The sequence below is a fragment of the Sphingomonas daechungensis genome (assembly GCF_039543105.1).
GTDB classification, from domain to species: Bacteria; Pseudomonadota; Alphaproteobacteria; order Sphingomonadales; family Sphingomonadaceae; genus Sphingomicrobium; species Sphingomicrobium daechungense.
The window spans coordinates 2312345-2332843 of sequence record NZ_BAABJC010000001.1; the positions used below are offsets into that span (position 1 = coordinate 2312345).

Annotated in this window: 16 protein-coding genes; 9 read left to right on the top strand and 7 right to left on the bottom strand. The window is 64.0% G+C overall.

All coding sequences use genetic code 11. The annotated features are described in order from the left end of the window. Positions 1–23: 23 nt before the first annotated feature. Both ABD928_RS12120 and ABD928_RS12125 read right to left on the bottom strand, forming a co-directional pair. A complete protein-coding gene (locus ABD928_RS12120) occupies positions 24–1451 on the bottom strand; it encodes a glucoamylase family protein (RefSeq protein WP_345169117.1) in 1428 nt (475 codons plus the stop codon). Continuing rightward, the gene (locus ABD928_RS12125) at positions 1451–2449 is read right to left on the bottom strand and encodes a LacI family DNA-binding transcriptional regulator (protein WP_187715013.1); all 999 of its coding nucleotides are present in this window, start codon (positions 2447–2449) and stop codon (positions 1451–1453) included. The genes ABD928_RS12120 and ABD928_RS12125 overlap by 1 nt, the downstream gene beginning before the upstream one ends. Positions 2450–2604: 155 nt before the next feature. Here ABD928_RS12125 and ABD928_RS12130 point away from each other — a divergent pair, with 155 nt between their 5' ends. Next, positions 2605–4890: a glycoside hydrolase family 3 N-terminal domain-containing protein gene (locus ABD928_RS12130; RefSeq protein ID WP_345169123.1), complete on the top strand. Its 2286-nt coding sequence runs from the start codon at positions 2605–2607 to the stop codon at positions 4888–4890. On the opposite strand, the gene ABD928_RS12135 is transcribed toward ABD928_RS12130, so the two are convergent. Both ABD928_RS12135 and ABD928_RS12140 read right to left on the bottom strand, forming a co-directional pair. Beyond that, positions 4887–6215, bottom strand: a complete 1329-nt coding sequence (locus ABD928_RS12135; protein ID WP_345169126.1) for an MFS transporter — start codon at positions 6213–6215, stop codon at positions 4887–4889. The two genes, ABD928_RS12130 and ABD928_RS12135, sit on opposite strands and share 4 nt — an antisense overlap. Then, complete coding sequence (locus ABD928_RS12140; protein WP_345169129.1) at positions 6215–8647, bottom strand: glycoside hydrolase family 31 protein; 2433 nt, start codon at positions 8645–8647, stop codon at positions 6215–6217. Before ABD928_RS12140 ends, ABD928_RS12135 begins: the two co-directional genes overlap by 1 nt. Positions 8648–8902: 255 nt before the next feature. Between ABD928_RS12140 and cyoA the strand changes: the two genes are divergently transcribed. The 5 genes from cyoA (at position 8903) to ABD928_RS12165 (ending at position 14282) form a co-directional block, all read left to right on the top strand. Continuing rightward, the gene (gene cyoA, locus ABD928_RS12145) at positions 8903–9739 is read left to right on the top strand and encodes a ubiquinol oxidase subunit II (protein ID WP_345169132.1); all 837 of its coding nucleotides are present in this window, start codon (positions 8903–8905) and stop codon (positions 9737–9739) included. Further along, positions 9736–11751 (top strand): cytochrome o ubiquinol oxidase subunit I, encoded by a 2016-nt coding sequence (cyoB, locus tag ABD928_RS12150; protein WP_345169135.1) that lies wholly within the window; start codon positions 9736–9738, stop codon positions 11749–11751. The genes cyoA and cyoB overlap by 4 nt, the downstream gene beginning before the upstream one ends. After that, a complete protein-coding gene (gene cyoC, locus ABD928_RS12155; protein ID WP_345169138.1) occupies positions 11748–12386 on the top strand; it encodes a cytochrome o ubiquinol oxidase subunit III in 639 nt (212 codons plus the stop codon). The genes cyoB and cyoC overlap by 4 nt, the downstream gene beginning before the upstream one ends. Beyond that, positions 12383–12769, top strand: a complete 387-nt coding sequence (cyoD, locus tag ABD928_RS12160; protein ID WP_187715011.1) for a cytochrome o ubiquinol oxidase subunit IV — start codon at positions 12383–12385, stop codon at positions 12767–12769. Before cyoC ends, cyoD begins: the two co-directional genes overlap by 4 nt. Before the next feature lie 64 nt (positions 12770–12833). Beyond that, complete coding sequence (locus ABD928_RS12165) at positions 12834–14282, top strand: AMP nucleosidase (RefSeq protein ID WP_345169142.1); 1449 nt, start codon at positions 12834–12836, stop codon at positions 14280–14282. On the opposite strand, the gene ABD928_RS12170 is transcribed toward ABD928_RS12165, so the two are convergent. Next, on the bottom strand, positions 14279–15961 hold the full coding sequence (locus ABD928_RS12170; RefSeq protein ID WP_345169145.1) for a bifunctional metallophosphatase/5'-nucleotidase: 1683 nt from the start codon (positions 15959–15961) through the stop codon (positions 14279–14281). The genes ABD928_RS12165 and ABD928_RS12170 overlap by 4 nt on opposite strands. Then, positions 15961–16797, bottom strand: coding sequence for a S1/P1 nuclease (locus ABD928_RS12175; protein WP_345169147.1), 837 nt, complete (start codon positions 16795–16797; stop codon positions 15961–15963). The genes ABD928_RS12170 and ABD928_RS12175 overlap by 1 nt, the downstream gene beginning before the upstream one ends. 64 nt (positions 16798–16861) lie before the next feature. Between ABD928_RS12175 and ABD928_RS12180 the strand changes: the two genes are divergently transcribed. From ABD928_RS12180 to ABD928_RS12190, 3 genes are all read left to right on the top strand, one after another. Further along, positions 16862–17305, top strand: a complete 444-nt coding sequence (locus ABD928_RS12180) for a cytidine deaminase (RefSeq protein WP_187715010.1) — start codon at positions 16862–16864, stop codon at positions 17303–17305. 48 nt (positions 17306–17353) lie between these two features. Further along, positions 17354–17860, top strand: coding sequence for a hypothetical protein (locus tag ABD928_RS12185; RefSeq protein WP_187715009.1), 507 nt, complete (start codon positions 17354–17356; stop codon positions 17858–17860). An 85-nt stretch (positions 17861–17945) separates the two neighbouring features. Continuing rightward, on the top strand, positions 17946–20012 hold the full coding sequence (locus ABD928_RS12190; protein ID WP_187715008.1) for an alkaline phosphatase D family protein: 2067 nt from the start codon (positions 17946–17948) through the stop codon (positions 20010–20012). Here ABD928_RS12190 and ABD928_RS12195 read toward each other — a convergent pair. After that, entirely contained in the window at positions 20009–20494 is a 486-nt protein-coding gene (locus ABD928_RS12195; protein ID WP_345169153.1) for a D-Ala-D-Ala carboxypeptidase family metallohydrolase, read from the bottom strand. The two genes, ABD928_RS12190 and ABD928_RS12195, sit on opposite strands and share 4 nt — an antisense overlap. Positions 20495–20499 lie beyond the last annotated feature (5 nt).

Below are 20499 nucleotides of genomic sequence, written 5' to 3' on the forward strand. Positions count from 1 at the left end.
CGCTTTGCTCCTCGCAATGACGACTAGGATGAAAGCCAACCCCCGGTGAACCCTGCTCGCTTCAGCCCGAGCCGGATCGCGGGGACCTGACGCGTGTAGCGCCAGACGAAATCGTCGCGGTAGTTGGCGGCCTGGAGAAGGATCGGGCCCTGGTCGATGCCGAGGTAATCGGTCGCGACCCAGCCGCTGTTCGGATCGATTGAGCCGGTCTCCAGCTTGCGATCCGAAAATCGGAAGCTCGGATTGAAGGAATCGCGAAAGCCGTAGTCGCAGTAGAGCCCGGGATAGTTGAGCATGGCCTCCGCCGCCGGGATCACGATTTCCGGAGCGAACGGAAGGGACGAAAGCGCGGCCGTAGGAGCGAGCGTGCCGTCGTCACGACCATCGGGCTCGCCGATCGGTCCTCGGGCGGAATAGCCGTAGAAGGTCCGTGTCTCGCCCTTGAACGGCAGCTCGAAGTTGCCCGGGCCGTCGCATGCGGTGAGGCCCCAGATGCGATCGGAATAGCCATCCCACCGCATCGGGTTGGCGATGCAATAGGCGCGGTTGCCATAGGTCGCGCGGCGGCTGTTCTCGAAATAGTCGAACCCGGCAGCGCGCATCGGCGCGTCGTAAATGCCGCGGAAGTCGATGAAGAGGTGGCTGTACTGGTGCCCAAACAGGGGTGCGAAGGCGATTCTCCGGGTCGGACCCTCGCCACGCCAGAAGTTCGGATAGGGCGCGGTCCAATAGTCCCAGCTGTTCGGCGGCACGGCGTGGACCGGGGCGCCGAGCGCGAGGATGTAGACGAACATCCCCTCGTTGTAGCCGTCCCAGTTGCGCTCGATGAGGCCGCTTTCCGGCTGCCACCCCATCGAGATTTGCGGACGGCCGTCATAACGGAAGAATTTCCAGTCGGCGCGGGCATAAATGGCGTTGGCAAGCTGGCGGATCTCACGCTCGGCGGGATCGTCGCGGTCGTAATATTGGGCGGAGAACAGCACGCCCATCAGGAGGATCGTGGTGTCGACGCTGGAAAGTTCGTTCGTCCTGTGACGAAGCCCCGTCTCCATGTTGAGGAAATGGTAGAAAAAGCCTTTGTGGCCAGAAACGCCGGTGGGCTCCGGGCCCTGCGGCGCGTTCCAGAAGAAGCGCAGTGTCGTCAGGGTCAGGTCGCGCGCCTCCGCCCTGGTACACCAGCCGCGCTCGACTCCGACAGCGTAGGCCGGAAGCGCGAAACCGACCGCGGCTATGCTGCTGAACGACGGCGTCGGCCAGCGGTCGGGAACGAGGCCGTTTTTCCGGTTCACGGTTTTCCAGAAGAAGCGGAAGGTCCGCTTTTCGATGTCCTCGTAGAAGGCGGGCAGAGTTCGGCCGGACGAACCGTAGGTGATCGACGTGCAGGCCGGTAGCGCGCTGCCGGCGACGAGAAGTGAAGAACTCTTGAGAAGCGTGCGACGGTTGAGGAGCATTATCGGGGATTGGCTTTCGGATCGGTCGTTGAACGAATGACGAGCTCAGGCTTGTGCAACTCCTGGCCGCCGGGATCCTCCTTGCCCTCGAGGATCGAAATGAGGCGGTCGAGCGCGCGAGCTCCGAGCTCGGCGATGTGGACCTGCACAGTAGTAAGACCGATGTGCCGTGCGAGCGGCACGTCGTCGAAGCCGACCACGGCGACGTCCTCCGGCACACGGAGTCCAGCGCGGTTCAGCGCCTGCAGTGCGCCGCTGGCCATCATGTCGTTGGCGGCGAAGACACCGTCGAAGCTCTCGCCGGCCTTGAGCAAAGCTTCGATGGCGGCCTCGCCGGATTCCTCAAGGAAGTCGCCTTCGATGACCTGGACGGCGATTCCGCGCCGTTGCAGCGCCGCGAGGAAAGCGTCCGCGCGCTGCTGCGCGTCGATGTTCCCAGCCGCGCCAGCGATGTGGACGATCCTCGTCCGGCCAAGCGAGGCGAGATGGTCCGCGACCGCCTCGGCCCCGGCGGCATTGTCGAGGCGGACGCCGGGATGTCCGCCAGCATCGCCGCGGGTGTTGATGAGCACGGCCGGCGTACCGCGAGGAACGGCATCGGCAAGCTCGTCCTCCGACAAATGCGGTGCAAGGATGACCAGTCCGTCGACACGTCCACGCATGGCGCGCATCGCGTTTGCCGACTGCTCGCTTCCCGCATGGACGTTTGAGAGCAGGAGCATGTAGCCGCGCCGGCTCGCCTCCCGGTCCATCCCGCGCACGATCTCGGAAAAGAACTCGCCGTGGAAATCCGGGAGGACGACACCGATCGCATTGGTCCGCGCGAGGCTCAGGCTACGTGCCCCGGCGTGCGGCACGTAACCGAGTTCGCGGACCGCCTCCGTAACGCGTGCGCGGGTCTCCTCGCTGACATTGTCCAGCCGGTTGAGGACGCGCGACACCGAGGCAACCGAGACTTGCGCTCGGCGAGCAACATCACGAATGGTCGCGTCGGCCATGGGGTCCTTTGAAAGCCAATTGCAGCAAAAGTCACCCGATGGGTAATTGCAATCCGTTACCGGCTAGGTCATGTAACCGGTTACAACATGCGTCAAGACTCTGATCCGGCGGTTAGCTCGGAAGCGCCACGCAGAGCGAGTGAAGGGGAGATAGAATGCTCGATACGCGCATTTCGCGCAGGGCCGCGCTCATGGGCGCAGGCGCCGCAGCAGCCTGGCTGGCAAGCCCGGCGCGAGCGCTGCTGCAGGCCGCGGGGCGGATGGAGGTTCCGGGCTTCGTCAACGATCTCGTCGGACGCATGACGCTCGAAGAGAAGGCAGGTCAGCTGAGCCTGATGGCCTCCGCCTGGGGCGGAGGCGCGGCGGCTGCTTTGAACCCGCCGAGCGACAGCAACTTCCCCAAGCAGCTCGAGGAAACGCGCCAGGGACAGCTGACCGGCGTCTTCAACGGCAATGGCGCCCGCATGGCGCGCATCATGCAGACTGCCGCCGTCAAGGAATCGCGCCTCAAGATCCCGCTCATCTTCGCGGCCGATATCATTCACGGCCACCGCACGATCTTTCCGGTTCCCCTTGCCGAAGTGTCGAGTTTTGAGCCGGAGCTTGCACGGCGGACCGCCGAAGTCGCCGCTTTCGAAGCGGCCGGGGCGGGCATCGACTGGAACTTCGCCCCCATGTGCGACGTGGCCCGCGACCAGCGCTGGGGCCGCGGCGTTGAGGGCGGCGGCGAGGACCCGCTGCTCGGCAGCCTGTTCGCGGCGGCTCGCGTGCACGGCTTCCAGGGCAGCGACTTCAAGTCCAACGAGCACTTCCTCGCCTGCGTGAAGCACTTCGCTGCCTATGGCGCGGCGGAGGCGGGACTCGACTATAATACGGTCGACATTTCGGAGCGCACGCTGCGCGAGGTCTATCTTCGACCATACAAGGCTGGCTTCGATGCCGGCGCGTTGTCCGCCATGGCCTCGTTCAACGAAATCTCCGGGATTCCGGCGACCGGCAACCACTGGCTGCTGACCGACCTGCTGCGCGGCGAGTGGGGCTTCCAGGGTTTCGTCGTGTCCGACTACACGGGCGACGAGGAGATGATCAAACACGGCTACGCCAAGGATGGGCGCGACGCCGCGAGGATCGCCTTCTTGGCCGGCGTCGACATGAGCATGCAGAGCGGTCTCTACCGCATGTACCTTCCCGACCTGGTCCGCAGCGGCGAGGTCCCCGAGGCAACGCTGAACACATCTGTCCGGCGAGTGCTTGCAGCGAAGCACATGCTCGGCCTGTTCGAGGATCCGTTCCGCCGGATCGACGAGAAGCGCGAGAAGTCGCGCTCGATGCTCCCGCGCAGCCGGGCTGTGGCTCGGGAATCCGGGCGCAAGTCGATCGTCCTTTTGAAAAACGAAGGCGACCTGCTTCCGCTGCCGCGCTCGGGCAAGAAGATCGCGCTGATCGGGCCGTTCGCGAGCGGCCAGCACGACCTGGTCGGACCATGGGTGGTCTATGGCTCGGACGCCAATGCGGTGTCTCTCGAAACGGGCGTCCGTGCTGCCGTCGCCGACAAGAATTCGATCGTCGCCGTTGAAGGCTCTAAGGTCGAGCAGCCGATTCCCGGGGGCATTGATCAGGCGGTCGCCGCTGCGCAGGCAGCAGACATCGTGGTCCTTGCCATCGGCGAATCCCAGGGGATGTCGGGCGAGGCTCAGTCGCGCGCCGACATTGTGCTGCCGAAGCCGCAGCAGGACCTTGCGGAGGCGGTGGCAAAGACGGGCAAGCCGATCGTCGTGGTCCTCAAGCACGGTCGCGCCCTGGCGCTCGAAGGTGCCGTCAAGGATGCGCCGGCGATCCTCGCGACCTGGTTCCTCGGGACGGAGACCGGCAATTCGATCGCGGACGTACTGTTCGGCGCATACAGCCCGTCCGGCCGCTTGCCGGCGAGCTTTCCGCATCTGTCGGGTCAGCAGCCTTATTTCTACGCGCACAAGACGACCGGCCGTCCGAACCCCGACCCCAAACTCGATGATTACAAGGCACGGTTCCGGGGGATCACCAACACGGCCCTGTACCCGTTCGGGCACGGCCTCACCTACGGCAAGATCGCCTACAGCGACTTCGCAATCAGCGGGCCGAGCCTGCCGATGACCGGCGAAATCTCGGTGTCGGCGCGGGTCACCAACAGTGGCAAGCGCGCCGCCGAAGAGGTGGTCCAGCTTTATATCCACGACCGTGTAGGCAGCGTCACGCGGCCGGTCCGTGAGCTGAAGGCCTTCCGCAAGGTGAAGCTGGAGCCAGGCCAGTCGGAAGTCGTGCGCTTCACGCTCAAGCGCGATGACCTGCTGTTCTATGGCGTTGCCAACACGCCGACGGTCGAGCCCGGGACCTTCGATGTGTGGATCGCTCCATCGGCCGAGGCCGAGGGCGTCCACGGCACGTTCCAGCTGACCGCCTAAGCGGGCTCGGGCCGGGTCCGCTTGGGCGCCCTCTCGCGCCCGAGCGGGTTGAGCAGCATCGCCACGCAGGAAAGCGCCAGGAACAGCATCGGCGCGAAGATGATCGTCGTTCGCATCCCGCTGAGTGTCGCGCTGCTCTGGTGGATGTTGGCGATGTAGCCGGCCGAGGCAAAGCTCCAGCCGAGAATCGCGGTGGCGATGCCGATGGCGATGCGCTGCAGCAGTGCCGCGACTCCGAAAACCGTGCCTTCCACGTGCACGCCCGTCGCCTGCTCGCCATATTCGATCGTGTTGGGCAGCATGGCCCAGAAGATGAAGTTCAGCCCGACGATCATCACCTGCATTGCGATCAGGAACAGCTGCATCAGCCCTGACTGGTGAATGTCGGCCACGGCAAAGAACACGAGCGCCGCAATGCCGACGCCTGCAGCGATCATCCATAGGGCGCGCAGTCCGACCGCCCGGCCGAGCAGCATCCAGAATGGAATCGCGGCGCCGCTGACGATTCCCATCGACGCCAACGCCAGTTGGCCGGCTTCGGGATCGTCGAGAAGATACTTGAAATAGTAGAGCACCGACTTGTTGAGGATGGTGATGCCGACGATCATCGCCGTCATCGCTGCGCTCAGGGTGATGAATGCGCGGTTGTGCGCCAGGCTGGCGAGGGCATCGCGCACGCTTGCCGGGAGCGGGCGTTCGATTGGAGCGCTCTCACGATAAGTGACGCCGACGATCACGAGGATGATCGCCCCGATCGTTGCGAACAGCATGGCAGCCGCGAAATAGGCTTCGGATGCGCTCGATCCGGTGAGCCACCGGCCGAGGGGGACGGTGCACAGCGCGATCATCACTGCCGCGGCGGTGCCGAACAGCATCCGCATTCCGGCAACGAAGGCGCGATCGCCAGGGTCCGCGCTGATCCGCGCCGTCATGGCGAGATAGGGAACGTTGACCGCTGCGTAGGCAGTCCGGAACAGCAGATGGGCACCAAGCACTCCGGCGACCATGACCGCACCGCTGCCGATTGGCGGCATGTAAATCAGGATGAAGCAGACCCCGAGCGGGATCGCTCCGGCGGTCAGGATCGCACCATAGCGCAAGGAGCCGTGGCGGCGGTCGACGAGCACTCCAGCCGCAAAATTCGCGATCCCGTCCCAAACGGAGGCGACCATGTAGGTGGTTGCCGCGACCGCGATCGGGATGTCCAACGCGTCCGTGTAGTAGAACAACAGGAAGAGCATCACGCTCTGCCAGTAGATGTTGAAGGCAAAGTCCCCGAATGCGAACAGGACCAGCCTTGGCTTCGACGGGCGCGCGAACTCCATCAGAAGCGGCTGAGCACGAAGTCCGCTGCTGCCTTCTGGTCCGGGATCGTGAAGCGAACCGTCCGTGAGGCGGCATCGGCTTCGACATCCCTCACGCCGCGAACGCGGGCTGGGCCGCTCCACCCGTGGATCGTGACCGCAATCTGCTTCCACCACGGCTTGAACCCGCCTTCGCGCTTGTCGAAGTGCAGCATGATGCCGTCCTTGCCGAGCGTGCAGCGGACGGTTTGGCGAAGCGTCGCGCCACGAATGCTCACGCCGTCATCCCAGTAGAGTTTACCGCTGCAATCGTGCCCCGGATAGACGTGAATCTCGAGCGGGCCTTGAGGCGTTTCGGAGGTGCTCTGGATCAGCGACTGCTTCGCGATGATCGCCCCGGGCCGAACAAAGACGGGCAGCCGGTCGAGCCTTGGCGTTTCGCGGACGACTTCGAACGGCGTACCGTCCTTGCGCTCGCCGGAGACCGGGAGGCCGGACCAGTAATCGTACCATCCGGGGGCGGGCATGCAGGCATCGTAGGGATGCGTCGATTCCGGTTTGGGCGAGGGTGCGACCAGGACGTCGCGCCCCAGCGTGAAGGCCATGGCCTGATCGCAGGGCGATTTCGCGAGCTCCGGATAATCGTAGAAGGTCGGCCGCATGATCGGGTCGCCAGTGCGCGTGTTCTGCTCGGCGACCTCGTAGAAGTAAGGGAGCAGGCGATAGCGCTCCTCGATGAAGCGGCGGCGGATGGCGAGGTGATCCGGACCGTCAACCCACGGCTCGGCCCGGGGGGCGTTGTTGGCAGCATGGCCGCGGAAGACCGGTGTGAAGGCGGCGATCTCATACCAGCGGGTGGCAAGTTCCGGACTTGCGCCGCCGATGAAGCCCGGGATGTCCGCGCCCGACCAGGAGATGCCTGACAAGCCGAGGTTGAGCATCTGCTGGACCGCGAGCTTCAGGTGATCCCAGGTGGAGTTGTTGTCGCCAGTCCAGGTCACCGCAAACTTTTGCCCGCCCGCAAATGTTGCCCGAGTCATTACGAACGGGCGGACATTTGGGCGCAGTTTCAGCAATCCGTCGTAAGTCGCCCGGCTGTTTTCCATTCCGTAGACGTTGTGAAGCTCGGCATGCGTAGCGGTGCGCGTGGCGAAGTCGTCGCTATCGACGCGATGCGTGGTCGACAGCGGCATGGTCTTGGTCGGCGTCTCGAAAATCGCCGGCTCGTTCATGTCGTTCCAGAAGCCGGCGATGCCATCGGCAACGAAGGGCTTGTAGAGGTTGCCCCACCAGTCGCGGCTCGACTTGCGCGTGAAATCCGGGAAGACCGACGGACCGGGCCAGACCGGCGCGACGTACAGGCTGCGGTCCGCATTCTTCAGGAAATGATCGCCGGCGATCCCGCTGTCGTAGGGAGCATAGCCTTGGTTAGCGGCAGCCGCGACGTGCAGGTCGGTGATGGCGACAAGCCTGAAGCCCCTTTCGCCGACGTCATGGGCGAGGCCCTTCAGGTCGGGGAAGGTCTCGGCGTTGGTCGAGAAGGGGCGGTTGCGGTCCTGAAAGTCGATGTCGAGCCAGATGACGTCGGACGGGATTCGTTCGGATCGGAGCCGAGCGGCGATATCGCGGACCTCGGTCGCGGTCATGTAGCTGTAGCGAGACTGCTGGTAGCCCATGCCCCAGCGCGGCGGCAGCGGCGCCTTGCCCGTCAGATCGGTGTAGCGGCGGACGACGTCCGGAACGGTTGGACCGGCGATGATGTAATAATCGATCGGGCCGCCGTCGGCGGAGATGGCCACAGTTTCCGGGTCGCGATGGGCAAAATCGAAGCCGCTGCGGAACGTGTTATCGAGGAACAGGCCGTAGGCGCCGGCCTTGTCGCCGGTGGCGATATAGAAGGGGATCGACTTGTAGATGGGGTCGGTTCCGCGATCGAAACCCCATGCGTCTGTCGTCCAGTTGACGTAGCTCGCGCCGCGCCGATTGAAGGGCCCGGTCTTGTCGCCGAATCCGTAGAATTGCTCGGCGGCGGGAGTGGACTTGCGAAGTGTGAAGCCGTTGCCGTCGAACTGGAGCGGTCGCGCTTCGTTATCGCGAACGACGACCAGGCCCTGCCGGTCGGTGATCGTCAATCCGAGTGACTTTGGCGAGACGTGAACCTGCAGGGCATGGGTCTGGAAGCCGTCGGCAAGGGATTGGACGGGCACACCTTCGTGTCGAGTAGCCGCCGAAACGGCCCAGCTGGCGTCCTCGGGGAACGCTCCGCCTCGGGCGATCCGCACTCGGATAATGGAGTCGGTCAGCGCCTGGACACGGATGGTCGCGGCGCCGTTGGAAATTTCGACTCCATTCGGCAGTGCAGTGGCCGCGACGGCCTGCGCGGGAGCTTGGGCGATAGCGGGCGAGGCGAGCACCGTGAGCGTAGCGGTGAGAGGAATGGCAATGCGTTTCATAGCTCTTTCCGACCCTAGCCGAGCCATGGATGTCTGCAATGCCTACGTAGTTTCCACTATTTCGTGGGCCGCCTTTCGCCTTATTGCCCCGGGAAATGGCCGGGCCTAAGGGAACCCCGACCAGTTCGCATTCGTCTGGGCTTCGACCCAGTTTCAAGTCGGTGGGGGACCGTGAATTCATTCGCGCGTCAAGATCGAAATGAAGGTTGTCAGCTGAGACTGGCAGTCCGGCTTGGCGCGCTCTCCGGCCTAATTTTGCTGGGGTCTGCATGCGATCGGGGCATCCTCGACCCGGTCGGGCCGGTCGGCCAGGCCGAGAAAACGATCCTCATCAATTCGACCGCGATCATGCTGGCGATCATCATCCCGACGATGATCGCGACGGTCGCATTCGCCTGGTGGTTCCGCCGCGGCAACAAGAAGGCGACCTACCTTCCGGACTGGGAATATTCGGGCGCCGTCGAGCTCGTCGTCTGGTCGATCCCGGCGCTGACGATCATGCTGCTGGGCGGCATCACCTGGATCGGGAGCCACGACCTGGAGCCGAGCAAGCCGCTGGTCTCTGACAAGCCGGCGCTGAACGTCGAAGTCGTTTCGCTCGATTGGAAGTGGCTCTTCATCTACCCCGATCAAGGTATTGCCACCGTCAATCGGCTGGTCGTCCCCCAAGGCACGCCGGTCAGCTTCCGCTTAACATCGGGCACCGTCTGGAACGTCTTCTTCGTCCCGCAATTCGGGACGATGATCTACACCATGCCGCGGATGCAGACGCGCCTGAACCTTCAGGCCGATCGCCCCGGCACCTATGGCGGATTGTCGGCCCATTTCAGCGGCGACGGCTTTCCCGGGATGGAGTTCAAGGCCGAGGTCCTGCCGCCCGACCAGTTCGCGATGTGGGCCCAGGGCGCGCGCGGGCAGGGGGCTGCGCTCGACGCCAAGGGTTTTGCCGAGCTTTCCAAGCCGAGCAGCTATGTGAAGCCGATGACCTACGGCGCGGTTGCGCCGGGACTGTTCGACGCCATCGTCGCGAACAAGGCGCCGCCTCCGCAGCAGCTGCCGCACAACCCACAAGCTGAAAGTCCCGCGGGATGAGTGTCATTTTCGGCAAGCTGACCTGGGACGCCATTCCGTTCCACGATCCGATCCCGCTGATCACGTCGGCCGTGGTCCTCGTGACGGTCGCGGCTGTCGCCATCCTCGTCTGGCGCAAGGGTTGGTGGCCTTATCTTCGCGACGAATACATCACCTCCACCGACCACAAGCGCATCGGCATCATGTATATCGTCCTGGCGCTGCTAATGCTGGTGCGAGGCTTCGCGGACGCGATCATGATGCGCGCGCAGCAGTCGATGGCGATCGGCGCTTCGCAGGGGTATTTGCCGCCCGAGCATTACAACCAGATCTTCTCCGCTCACGGCACGATCATGATCTTCTTCGTGGCGATGCCATTTGTCATCGGATTCATGAATTTCGTCGTGCCGCTGCAGCTCGGCGTTCGCGACGTGGCCTTCCCGACGATGAACAACGTCAGCTTCTGGCTGACCGCATCGGGCGCGCTGCTGATCAATCTCAGCCTGTTCATCGGCGAGTTCGCGCGGACCGGCTGGCTCGCCTTCCCGCCGCTCAGCGAGAAGGAATTCTCCCCCGGTGTCGGGGTCGATTACTACCTTGTCGCGCTGCAGATATCCGGCGTCGGAACCGTCCTGACCGCCGTCAATTTCGTGACGACGATCCTGAAGATCCGCGCGCCGGGCATGAGCTACCTGCGCATGCCGGTGTTCTGCTGGACTTCGCTGGCCTCGAACCTGCTGATCCTTGCCGCTTTCCCGGTCCTCACCGCGACCTTGGCGATGCTGATGCTCGACCGCTACCTCGACTTCCACTTCTTCACGAACGACGGCGGCGGCAACTCGATGCTCTACATGAACCTGATTTGGGTTTGGGGGCATCCGGAAGTCTACATCCTCATCCTGCCCGCCTTCGGAATCTACTCGGAAGTCGCCGCGACGTTCTCGGGCAAGCCGCTGTTCGGCTATCGCTCGATGGTCTTCGCGACCCTCGCCATCTGCATCATCTCCTTCATGGTCTGGCTGCACCACTTCTTCACGATGGGAGCGGGCGCGAACATCAACGCGATCTTCGGCATCGCCAGCATGATCATCGGCATTCCGACCGGCGTGAAGATCTACAACTGGCTGTTCACGATGTACGGCGGCCGCGTCCGCTTCACGGTACCGATGTACTATCTGATCGGCTTCATGCTGACCTTCGTGATCGGCGGCCTCACTGGCGTTCTCCTCGCCATTCCGCCGGTCGATTTCATCGTCCACAACAGCCTGTTCCTGGTCGCCCACTTCCACCAGGTGATCATCGGCGGCGTCGTTTTCGCCTTGATGGCCGGTTACACTTACTGGTTCCCGAAGGCGTTCGGCTTCATGCTTCACGAGGGGCTGGGCAAAGCGGTCTTCTGGTGCTGGTTCATCGGCTTCCACCTCGCCTTCATGCCGCTCTATGTGCTCGGCTTCTGGGGCGGCACGCGGCGCATGCAGCACATCTCCGACCCCAGCTTCGCTCCGTGGCTGCACGTTGCGTTGCTAGGCGCGGTGATCATCGGCGTCGGGATCGTCCTGACCGTCGTGCAGCTGTGGTATTCGATCAAGACGCGCGACCAGCGCATGGACGTCACCGGCGACCCGTGGGACGGCCGTACGCTGGAATGGCTGACGCTCTCGCCGCCGCCACACTACAATTTCGCAGTGCTTCCCGACGTTCACGGCGAAGAGGCCTACTGGACCCGCAAGCAGACCGCCATCAAGCAGGATGCCCTGATCAAGGAGCCCGACTACCAGCCGATCGAAATGCCGGTGAGCACTCCGGTCGGCGTGATCTGCGCCTTCTTCGCTTCCGTCTGCGGCTTCGCAGTGATCTGGCACATCTGGTGGCTCGCCATCCTCGGCCTGATCGGCGCCTTCGCGGTCTTCGTCTGGTACGCCTGGCAGGACGAGCATGAGCACATCATCCCCGTCGACGAGGTGCGGAAGAACGCTCGTGAGCGGCGCCGAATTCGCATGGAACATCTGCACAATCTGAGTCAGTCCACATGACCACTGAAGCTGCAGCCGTCGGACTGACGCACGGAGGCTCGGAAGACACGGGCCTCGGCCACCGCGGTCCGGAATCGAAGAGCATCGTCGTCCCGTACGGCTTCTGGCTGTTCGTCCTTTCGGACATGATCCTCTTCTCGGCCCTGTTCGCCACCTACGCCTCGTTGGTCAATGCGACGGATGGCGGGCCGACGACCAACCAGCTGTTCGACCGCAGACTGGTTGCGATCGAAACCGTCGCATTGCTGCTGTCCAGCTTCACCTGCGGGCTGGCGATGATCGCGGCGAGGCGGAAGAACATGGCCTGGACGCAGATCTGGCTGCTCGTGACCGGTGTGCTCGGCGCGATCTTCCTGTTTATCGAGGTCTACGAGTTCACCTACATGATCGGCGAGGGCGCGGGGCCGCAGCGGAGCGCCTTCCTCTCATCCTTCTTCACACTCGTCGGCTGCCACGGCGCCCACGTCACGGCCGGCCTGCTGTGGATCGGGACGATGATGGCGCAGATCTGGGCGAAGGGTTTCAGGGAGCACATCGTCCGCCGACTGCTCTGCCTCAGCATCTTCTGGCACGCCCTCGATATCATCTGGGTGGCCATCTTCACCATCGTCTATCTGATCGGGACGCTGCCATGAGCCAGAACGAGGACCATCTGCTCGACGTCGCGCCGGGCCAGCCGCACAGCAATATCGTCAGCGAAACCTGGGCCTATGTCATCGGCCTCGGCCTGGCCCTGCTGCTAACCGGCATTTCGTTCTGGGTTGCCTCGACGGGTGCCCTGTGGGGTCCGGGCGTTGCCGTGGGCCTGGTGGTGCTCGCCATCGCGCAAATGGGCGTTCACCTCGTCTTCTTCCTCCACATCACCAGCGGGCCGGACAATACCAACAACGTCCTCGCGCTCGCGTTCGGCGTGCTGATCGTCTTCCTGGTGATGATCGGGACGATCTGGATCATGTCCCATATGAACCACAATGTGATGCCGGGGCCGGAGATGACGAACCTGCAGATGCAGCACTGATCCACGGGACTGTCACAACAAAATCCTTGTCTGCGGGGGTCGTTGAGGCCAAGCGTGCCGGCTCATGGCATCCAACGACATCGCGGCAATCCTCGACCAGCTCTGTTCCATCTACGACCAGTCGGTCGCCAGTCTTCGTGAAGCGCTTGCCGCTTATTGTGAAAACGGAACACAACCGGATCCAGCGCTGAGGGCGGACCGCGCATTTGCCTATCCCGAACTTCGCGTCACCTATCGCGGCGACCAGACCGCCGGACGCCTGACCCGGGCCTTCGCCCGCCTGACGCAGCCCGGAACCTACGCCTGCAGCATCGCCCGGCCCGCGATGTTCCGCGACTATCTCAAGACGCAGCTCGAATATCTCGTCGCCGACTATGGCGTCGTCGTCGAGGTGGGACGCAGCGAGAGCGAGATCCCGTATCCCTACGTGCTCGACGGAAGCGGGATCAATGTCGACCGGGTGACTGCCGCCGAGCTATCGCGATGGTTCCCGTCGAACGAGCTGTCCCACATCGGCGATGAGATCGCGGACGGCGACTGGGATTACTCGATGCGAGACGCACGGCCGCTGGCCCTGTTCGACGGCCCCCGGACCGACTTCAGCCTGGCGAGGCTGAAGCATTACACTGGCACCGACAGCGGCCACTTCCAGCACTTCGTCCTGTTCACCAACTACGTCCGCTACGTCGACGAGTTCGTCCGCTTTGCGATCGATGAGCTTCGGCGGGAGGGCAGTCCCTACACCGGCCTGTCGGTGCCTGGGGGATTCTATGATCGCAGTCACCTGACCGATGCCGAAGCGCAGATCGCAGCGGGCACATGGCGGCGGCACCAGATGCCGGCCTACCACCTCATCGCCGAGGGAGGCGGGGGCATCACGCTCGTGAATATTGGCGTCGGCCCTTCGAATGCGAAGACGATTTGCGATCACATCGCCGTGCTTCGGCCCGAGGTGTGGCTGATGATCGGCCATTGCGGCGGCCTTCGCCCGACCCAGCGGATCGGCGACTATGTCCTCGCTCACGCTTACCTTCGCGACGATCATGTTCTCGACGATGTACTTCCGGTGGAAATCCCATTGCCGGCGATCGCCGAGGTCCAGCGGGCATTGTTCGAGGCGACAGTGCAGGTCACCGGTGGGGACGAGGACAGCGTCAAGACCCGGCTGCGGACGGGCACCGTCGTCACCACCGACGACCGCAACTGGGAGCTTCGCTTCACCCAGTCTGCGAAGCGCTTCAACCAGAGCCGAGCCGTGGCGATCGACATGGAATCGGCGACGGTGGCTGCGCAGGGTTACCGTTTCCGGGTGCCCTACGGAACATTGCTGTGCGTCTCGGACAAGCCGATTCATGGCGAGCTCAAGCTTCCAGGTCAGGCGAACGACTTCTACGAAACGTCGATCGGCCAGCACCTCCGGATCGGCATCCAGACGTTGGGCTTGCTGTTGAAGGAAGGCGAGGGCCTGCATTCGCGCAAGCTGCGCAGTTTCGACGAACCGCCGCTGCGCTAGGGGAGAAAGCGCACGCGATCAGGCCTCGGCGGTGACCTCCCCGGTGCGATCCAGGCGACGAATGCGTCGAGATCGACGACGCCCTTGTCGGTCAGCTCGGTTCCTTTGGTGAATGCCGTCAGGCTGTCCCCGCCCGATGCGAGATAATTGTTCACGACGACCCGGTAGCGGCCTGAAGGGCTGACAGGCTTTCCATTCAGCCGCATGTCGGTCACGCGGCTTCCCTCAGGCCTGGACATGTCAACGGCGTAGGCGAACCCCTCCGAGGGCGCGAGCGCCGCAGGTCGCGTGCGGCCCGCCTCGAGTGGAATTGCGTACTGTTGCTCCAGCGCGGCTTTCAGCTGCGCGCCAGTCAGGGTCATTACGACGAGATTGTTCCCGAACGGCATCATCGCGAACGCGTCCTTGTAGAGCACGTCCCCCGCCGGCAGCGCGATGCGCACGCCCGTCGCATTGACGAGCGCGAGCTGGGCGCCGCCATTCTCCGGAGCGCGTGTCGAGCCGAGCAGGGCGTCGGCGATGAGGTCGGCCGCTGCGCTTTCGCCGTCGTCCGCGTCGGTACCGGCTTTCTCGGTCAAATGGCCGACGACCTTGGACGCGATCGGAGCCACGGCCTCCGCATAGCGGCTCACCAGCGCCTGAGCGGCGGCGTCGGTCCCGTGCTCGCCATTGCCGACGACGACATTGCTGGCGCCCTGGCGGATCAGCTGGTGGCTCGAACGGTCGAAGTTCAGGCGGATGTCGGTAACGAAATAGCCGTTCTTGCCGGCGCTGGTCATCAGCCGGCCGGCCCCGGTCTCCGCAGTTCCGTTGCAGATGTAGGCCCAGTGCGTGTGGCCGGACACGACGGTGGTGATCGCGGGATCGAGTTTCGACAGGATCGGGAGGATGTCGCCGCTGAGGCCGTCGCAGGAATTGCCGGCAGTGAACTGAGCCGTCTTCCCACCCTGGTGGATGAGCAGGACGATCGCGTCCGCCCCTTGCGCTTTCAGCGCAGGAACCAGGGCGTTTGCAGTCGCCGCCTCGTCGACGAAGGTCAGTCCTTTGACTCCCGAGGGCGTCACGATGTTGGCTGTTCCTTTGAGCGTCATTCCGATGAAGCCGATCGTCACCGGCCCGAAGCGCTTGATTCCGGTCGATGGAAAGACGGTAGAGCCGTCCGCCTGAACGACGTTGGCGGCGAGGTACTGGAACCGTGCGCCGATGAACGGCTCGACGGCGCACGGTGCGCGTCGGGTGAACTTCGCGCACCCACCGGATTGCATTCGCTTCAGCTCCTCCGAGCCGCGATCGAATTCGTGGTTGCCGACCGAATTGAACTCGAGCCCGAGCAAGTTCATCGCCTCGATCGTCGGCTCATCGAGGTAATTGGCGGAGATCAAAGGCGAAGCGCCGATCGTATCGCCCGCTGATACGGTGACGCCGTTATAGTGCCCGGAACGGAGCTGGGTCAGCGCTGCCGCCAGGTGCGCGACTCCACCGGTCTGGATCTTGCGCTTGGTTCCGTCGGGCTCAGCGATCTCGACCGGAGCGGGCGGCTCGAGATTGCCGTGGAAGTCGTTGAACGCAAGGATCTGAACTTCGATCGGGTGCGGCGGCGCGTTCGGGTCGAATACGACAGGCTGGCCCGCGCAACCGGCCAGCGCCAGAAGCGCGACGACGACGAACTTGCGGGACATCAGCGGGCGGCCGGCTGCGGCTGCGCGTAGATGGCGTTGAGGTAGGCAGCGAGGCGGACGCCCGCCTGTTTCAGGCGCTGCTCCATGACCGGCGTGAGCTTGTAGACGTAGGCGTAGGATAGCTCGGGCACCGCGGGTTGCCCCTTCTTGTCCTTCGCACCCTTGGGCGGCATTTCGGGATAGAGCGTCTCGCGGATCTGGCCGCTTTCGCTGATCCAGTCGCGCGGGTTGATGTCCCACCAGCGGATGACGTCCTCGTTGCTGGTATGGCGCTGCAGCTTGGCGGCCAACTCGGTGAAGCTCAATTGCTCGTCGTCGACCAGCGCTGAATCCCAAACCGAATGCAGGTTCAGGTCGCGCCCGAACCACTTCACCTTCACCTCATTGCCGCCCTTGTCGCAGCATTTGCCGACGTGGAGAGGCTGGTGAAGGTCGCCGACCAGGTGAACGATGAAACGTAGTGCAAGCTGCTTGTCAGCGAGGCTGGCGTTCGGATCGCGCAGGGTCGCGCTGTACCGGTTCAGCGCTTCGAGCGCGTCGCCTTCGGGCGGAGCATGGTCGTAGACCACCCCGTTCAACGTGACGTAGTGATACGGGCCCGACTTCTTCTGCCAGAAGGGAGCGGGGTCTGACCGCATTTCGTCGGGCCAAGTCGCAGCCTCGTCCAGGCTTTCCGCACCGCCGAGGATTTCCTTGATATGCGCCCGGGCTAGCCCGCTCAGTTGCGCATCCGCAAGCGCCGCCACGACGCGATGCCCGGTCTTCCCCCAAGCAAAGGCCGGCGAGGGGATCAGCACGCAAACCGTTGCGGCGATCAGGAACAACCGTGCTTTCATCAACTCAGACTCACAGATTCGGAAGACTAGCGCATGCCCCGTGCACGGCCTTAAGGACAAGAGCATGACGGAAGAAGACCTGCTCGCTTTGGCGCGATCCGCCGCATTGAAGGCCTACGCGCCCTATTCGGGGTTCCACGTCGGCTGCGCGGTGGAATCGGTCGACGGGGAGATCGTGACGGGCGCGAACATGGAAAACGCCTGCTACCGTCTCGGCATCTGCGCGGAGCAGAGCGCCTTGACCGCCGCACAGCACCAGTTTGGCCTCGGCAAGGTTGCACGGATCGCCATCGCGGGAGGCGGAGCGGAGAATGGCGACTTGAACGGCCAGATCGTCTGCACGCCGTGCGGAGGCTGCCGGCAGGCGATTTTCGAAGCGGCGCAGCTGTCCGGGCGGGACGTCGAAATCCTGTGCTCGAATGGTGAAGGATCGGCGGTCGATCGGCATCGTATCGGCGAGTTGCTCCCGCATGGATTTGGACCAGCAAACCTACGCGACGCTGATTGAATTTCATGGCATATCGGCGCCGTTCGACATCGGCCAACAGGGGGCGGGATGACTGACGAACCTCAACCGGAAGCGGGCGGCGAACGCCCGAAGTTCTTCAATAACGTCACCGGATGGATTGGTGGCTTGACGGCCGTGGTGCTCGCACTGGCAGGTCTGAAAGCCGCCGCGGGCCAGCTCGACCTGTTTGGGCCGGCCGAGCCCGCTCAAGCCGAGCAGGCGGCGGCGGCGACCCAGGAAACGCAGGCCACTGACGAGCCGCAAGCCGTTGCGGAGACACCCGCAGCCGACGCGCTTCCCAGCAAATATACGGGAACTTGGAAAGGCCAGGATGTCACGCTGGAATGGCGCAACGGCATTTGGGTCGAAGTGACTGCCGAGGGAACCGAAGACGAGATCGTCACCAAATATGAACAGCTCGCGCGAACGGACTTGATGACCAACGGCATCGACCGCAACCGCAACCTCTACGTGCGCTGGCCGAGTGGCGGGACGCTGGAGGAAAGCGAGGACGGGATCACCTGGACCCGGTCCTATGAGGTGACACCGGCCTGACGCATCGATCGGCGGTTCGTCGAACGGGCGCTCCGGCTTGCTGAATAGGGCGTTGGGTTTGTCGGCGTTTCGTTAGCGTCACGACATGACGAAGCTCGATCGACGTTCATTCATCGCGTCCGCCACGGCGCTTGGCGCAGCGCTCGCATGGCCGAGCGCCGCGGTTTCGAAGTCTCGCGTAAAATGGGTCGAGCGGCGCGACCTTTATCCGGATGGAGTAGCCTCGGGCGATCCGGATTCGAACAGCGTGATCCTGTGGACACGGCGCCCCTTCGATAGCGGCGATCGGCACGCGCTAACAGTCGAAGTGGCGCTGGACCCGGAGTTCAGACGCGTGGTTTCGACAACCCGGGTGCCGGTGCTTGCGGAATCCGACTGGACCTGCCGGGTATTCGCGGGCGGCCTGAGGCCCGCGACCGTTTACTGGTACCGCTTCACGGATGCGACCGGCGCCGGAAGCCGGGTGGGCCGCACGATTACCGCGCCATCGGACGAGGATTCGCGGCTCGTCAGCTTCGCCTTCGTATCCTGCCAGAGCGTCAACGAAGGCGCCCAGAACGCCTACCGCCGGCTGATCTGGGAAGACGAGCGGAAGCCTGCGGAGGAGCGTCTCGGCTTCGTGCTCCACCTCGGCGATTTCATTTACGAGGTCGTCGAATACCCGGAGGAGGTCGCGCACCGCTACGGCCGCACCGTCTACGACATCGGCAAGATTCCGAATTCGCGGAAGGTCTACAACTTCCACGTTCCCACCGATCTCGCCGGATACCGTGTCGTCTACCAGGGCCATGTTCGCGATCCCGATATCCAGGACGCTCGCGCGCATTTCCCGTTCATCTGCATGGGCGACAATCACGAATTCTCGTGGAAAGGCTGGCAGAGCACGATCCAGTACGACGGTGAGCCCGAGCCGGCGCAGGAACTCAGGGTCGCGGCAAACCAGGCCTGGTGGGAATATATCCCCTCGCGCGTCCGCAAGGCGTCGGGACCCGGGCTCCAGTCGTTTGAAGGGCCCACGGTCAAGAACACGCCGATCACCAAAGTCGACGACGACGGCTTCGGCGATGAGCCCAACAATCGGACAGCGATCGGAAGCATGACCGCCTATCGCGCGCTGCGGTACGGCCGGAACGTCGAGCTGATCATCACCGACATGCACGCCTACATGATGCAGGACCCGACTTCGCGGCCGGAGGTCGCTGCGCTCGACCCCGGCGACTTCCCGAACATGTTTCCGCAAGAATGGACCGAGGTGCTGGACGGCGGACGGGCATACAACGGCGGCAATCCGCCCGAAGTCATCATGGTAGGTGACAAGGCGGTCCCCAACTTCCGCAAGGGCGAGGCGCCGATGACCTTGCTCGGGCGGCAGCAGAAGGCATGGTTCAAGAGTAAGCTCGCCGAGTCCAAGGCCACCTGGAAGGTATGGGCGGCCACAAACCCGACGCTTGACTGGCGCTTCGACCCCCAGAATCTTCCGCTAGGGCTAGCGGCGAAGCCGTGGCCGGTTGCGGGCTATGCTTGCACCGGCGGCGGCGACATGAGCGGCAGCTACCACGAGAGGGCGGAGCTGTACGATTTCGTCCGCGACCGGAAGATCGGTGGGCTGGTCACCGTGTCGGGCGATCGCCACAGCTTCTGGGCAGGCTATTCGGCCAAGGCGCTACCGCCGCAGTCGTTCGATCCGGTTGGCATCGCATTCGTCACCGGCTCCATCTCCGCGCCGGGCATGGCCGAGGCGATGGAGTACAACCTCAAGAAGCACCCGCTGCGGCCTCTGTTCACCGCCGATCGCGGAAACGGCAAGTTTGAGGCGACCTGCAACCTGTCCCTGAAGCGCGGCGTCCGCAGCGCGCTTGAATATGCGAAGTCGGGCGACATCGAGGCCGCGCGCCGACTGACGAATCCCGACAATGCGCCGCATCTCGAATTCATCGACATGGGCGGCCACGGTTATTCGGTGGTGACTGCGACTCTGGAGACCGTGCAGACCGAGTTCGTTTGCATTCCGCGGCCAGTCACGCGCGCGACGACGCCCGATGGCGGGCCCTTACGGTATCGCGTGCGGCATACAGCGAGCTTGTGGGAAGGCGGGGAGCGGCCCCGCCTCAAGCAGGAAGTGCTTGAAGGCGACCCGAAGCTGTCGGTCTAGCGTGACGCCAGCTGCGCGGGCGGAAGGTCGATGCGAAGCGTTCCGTGATCGTCGGCTCGCACCGCTTGCGGCTTCGGCGCCGTCGGATCTGGCGGAGGTGGGTAGGCCACGGCGACTTGCTCCGGCGCGACCGTCGTCCCTGGGCCGGCGAAGGCGAAGTGACTGTGATCGCCCTCGTCCAGGGACTCGACCATCCTGTACCCGGCGCGGGTCAGTGCAGTCGCGATCATGGCGTGCGTAACGCCGGGGCGGCGTGCGACGTCGATCGCTCGGCCCTGCAGGTGATAGCTGTTGGAGACTCCGCCCACCGCGCGATTGTGGGCGACGGAGCGGTAGATGCTGGTGATCGAGCCATAGTTGGCTGCAACCGCGGCGGCGCCATAGACCTGGCGCGCCGCGGCTGACGGCCCCTCCGCCCGTTGGGCGATGGCTGGGGTGGTTGCGACGGCCGCGAGGACCAACACGCAAGCGGGCAATTTCATTCGAA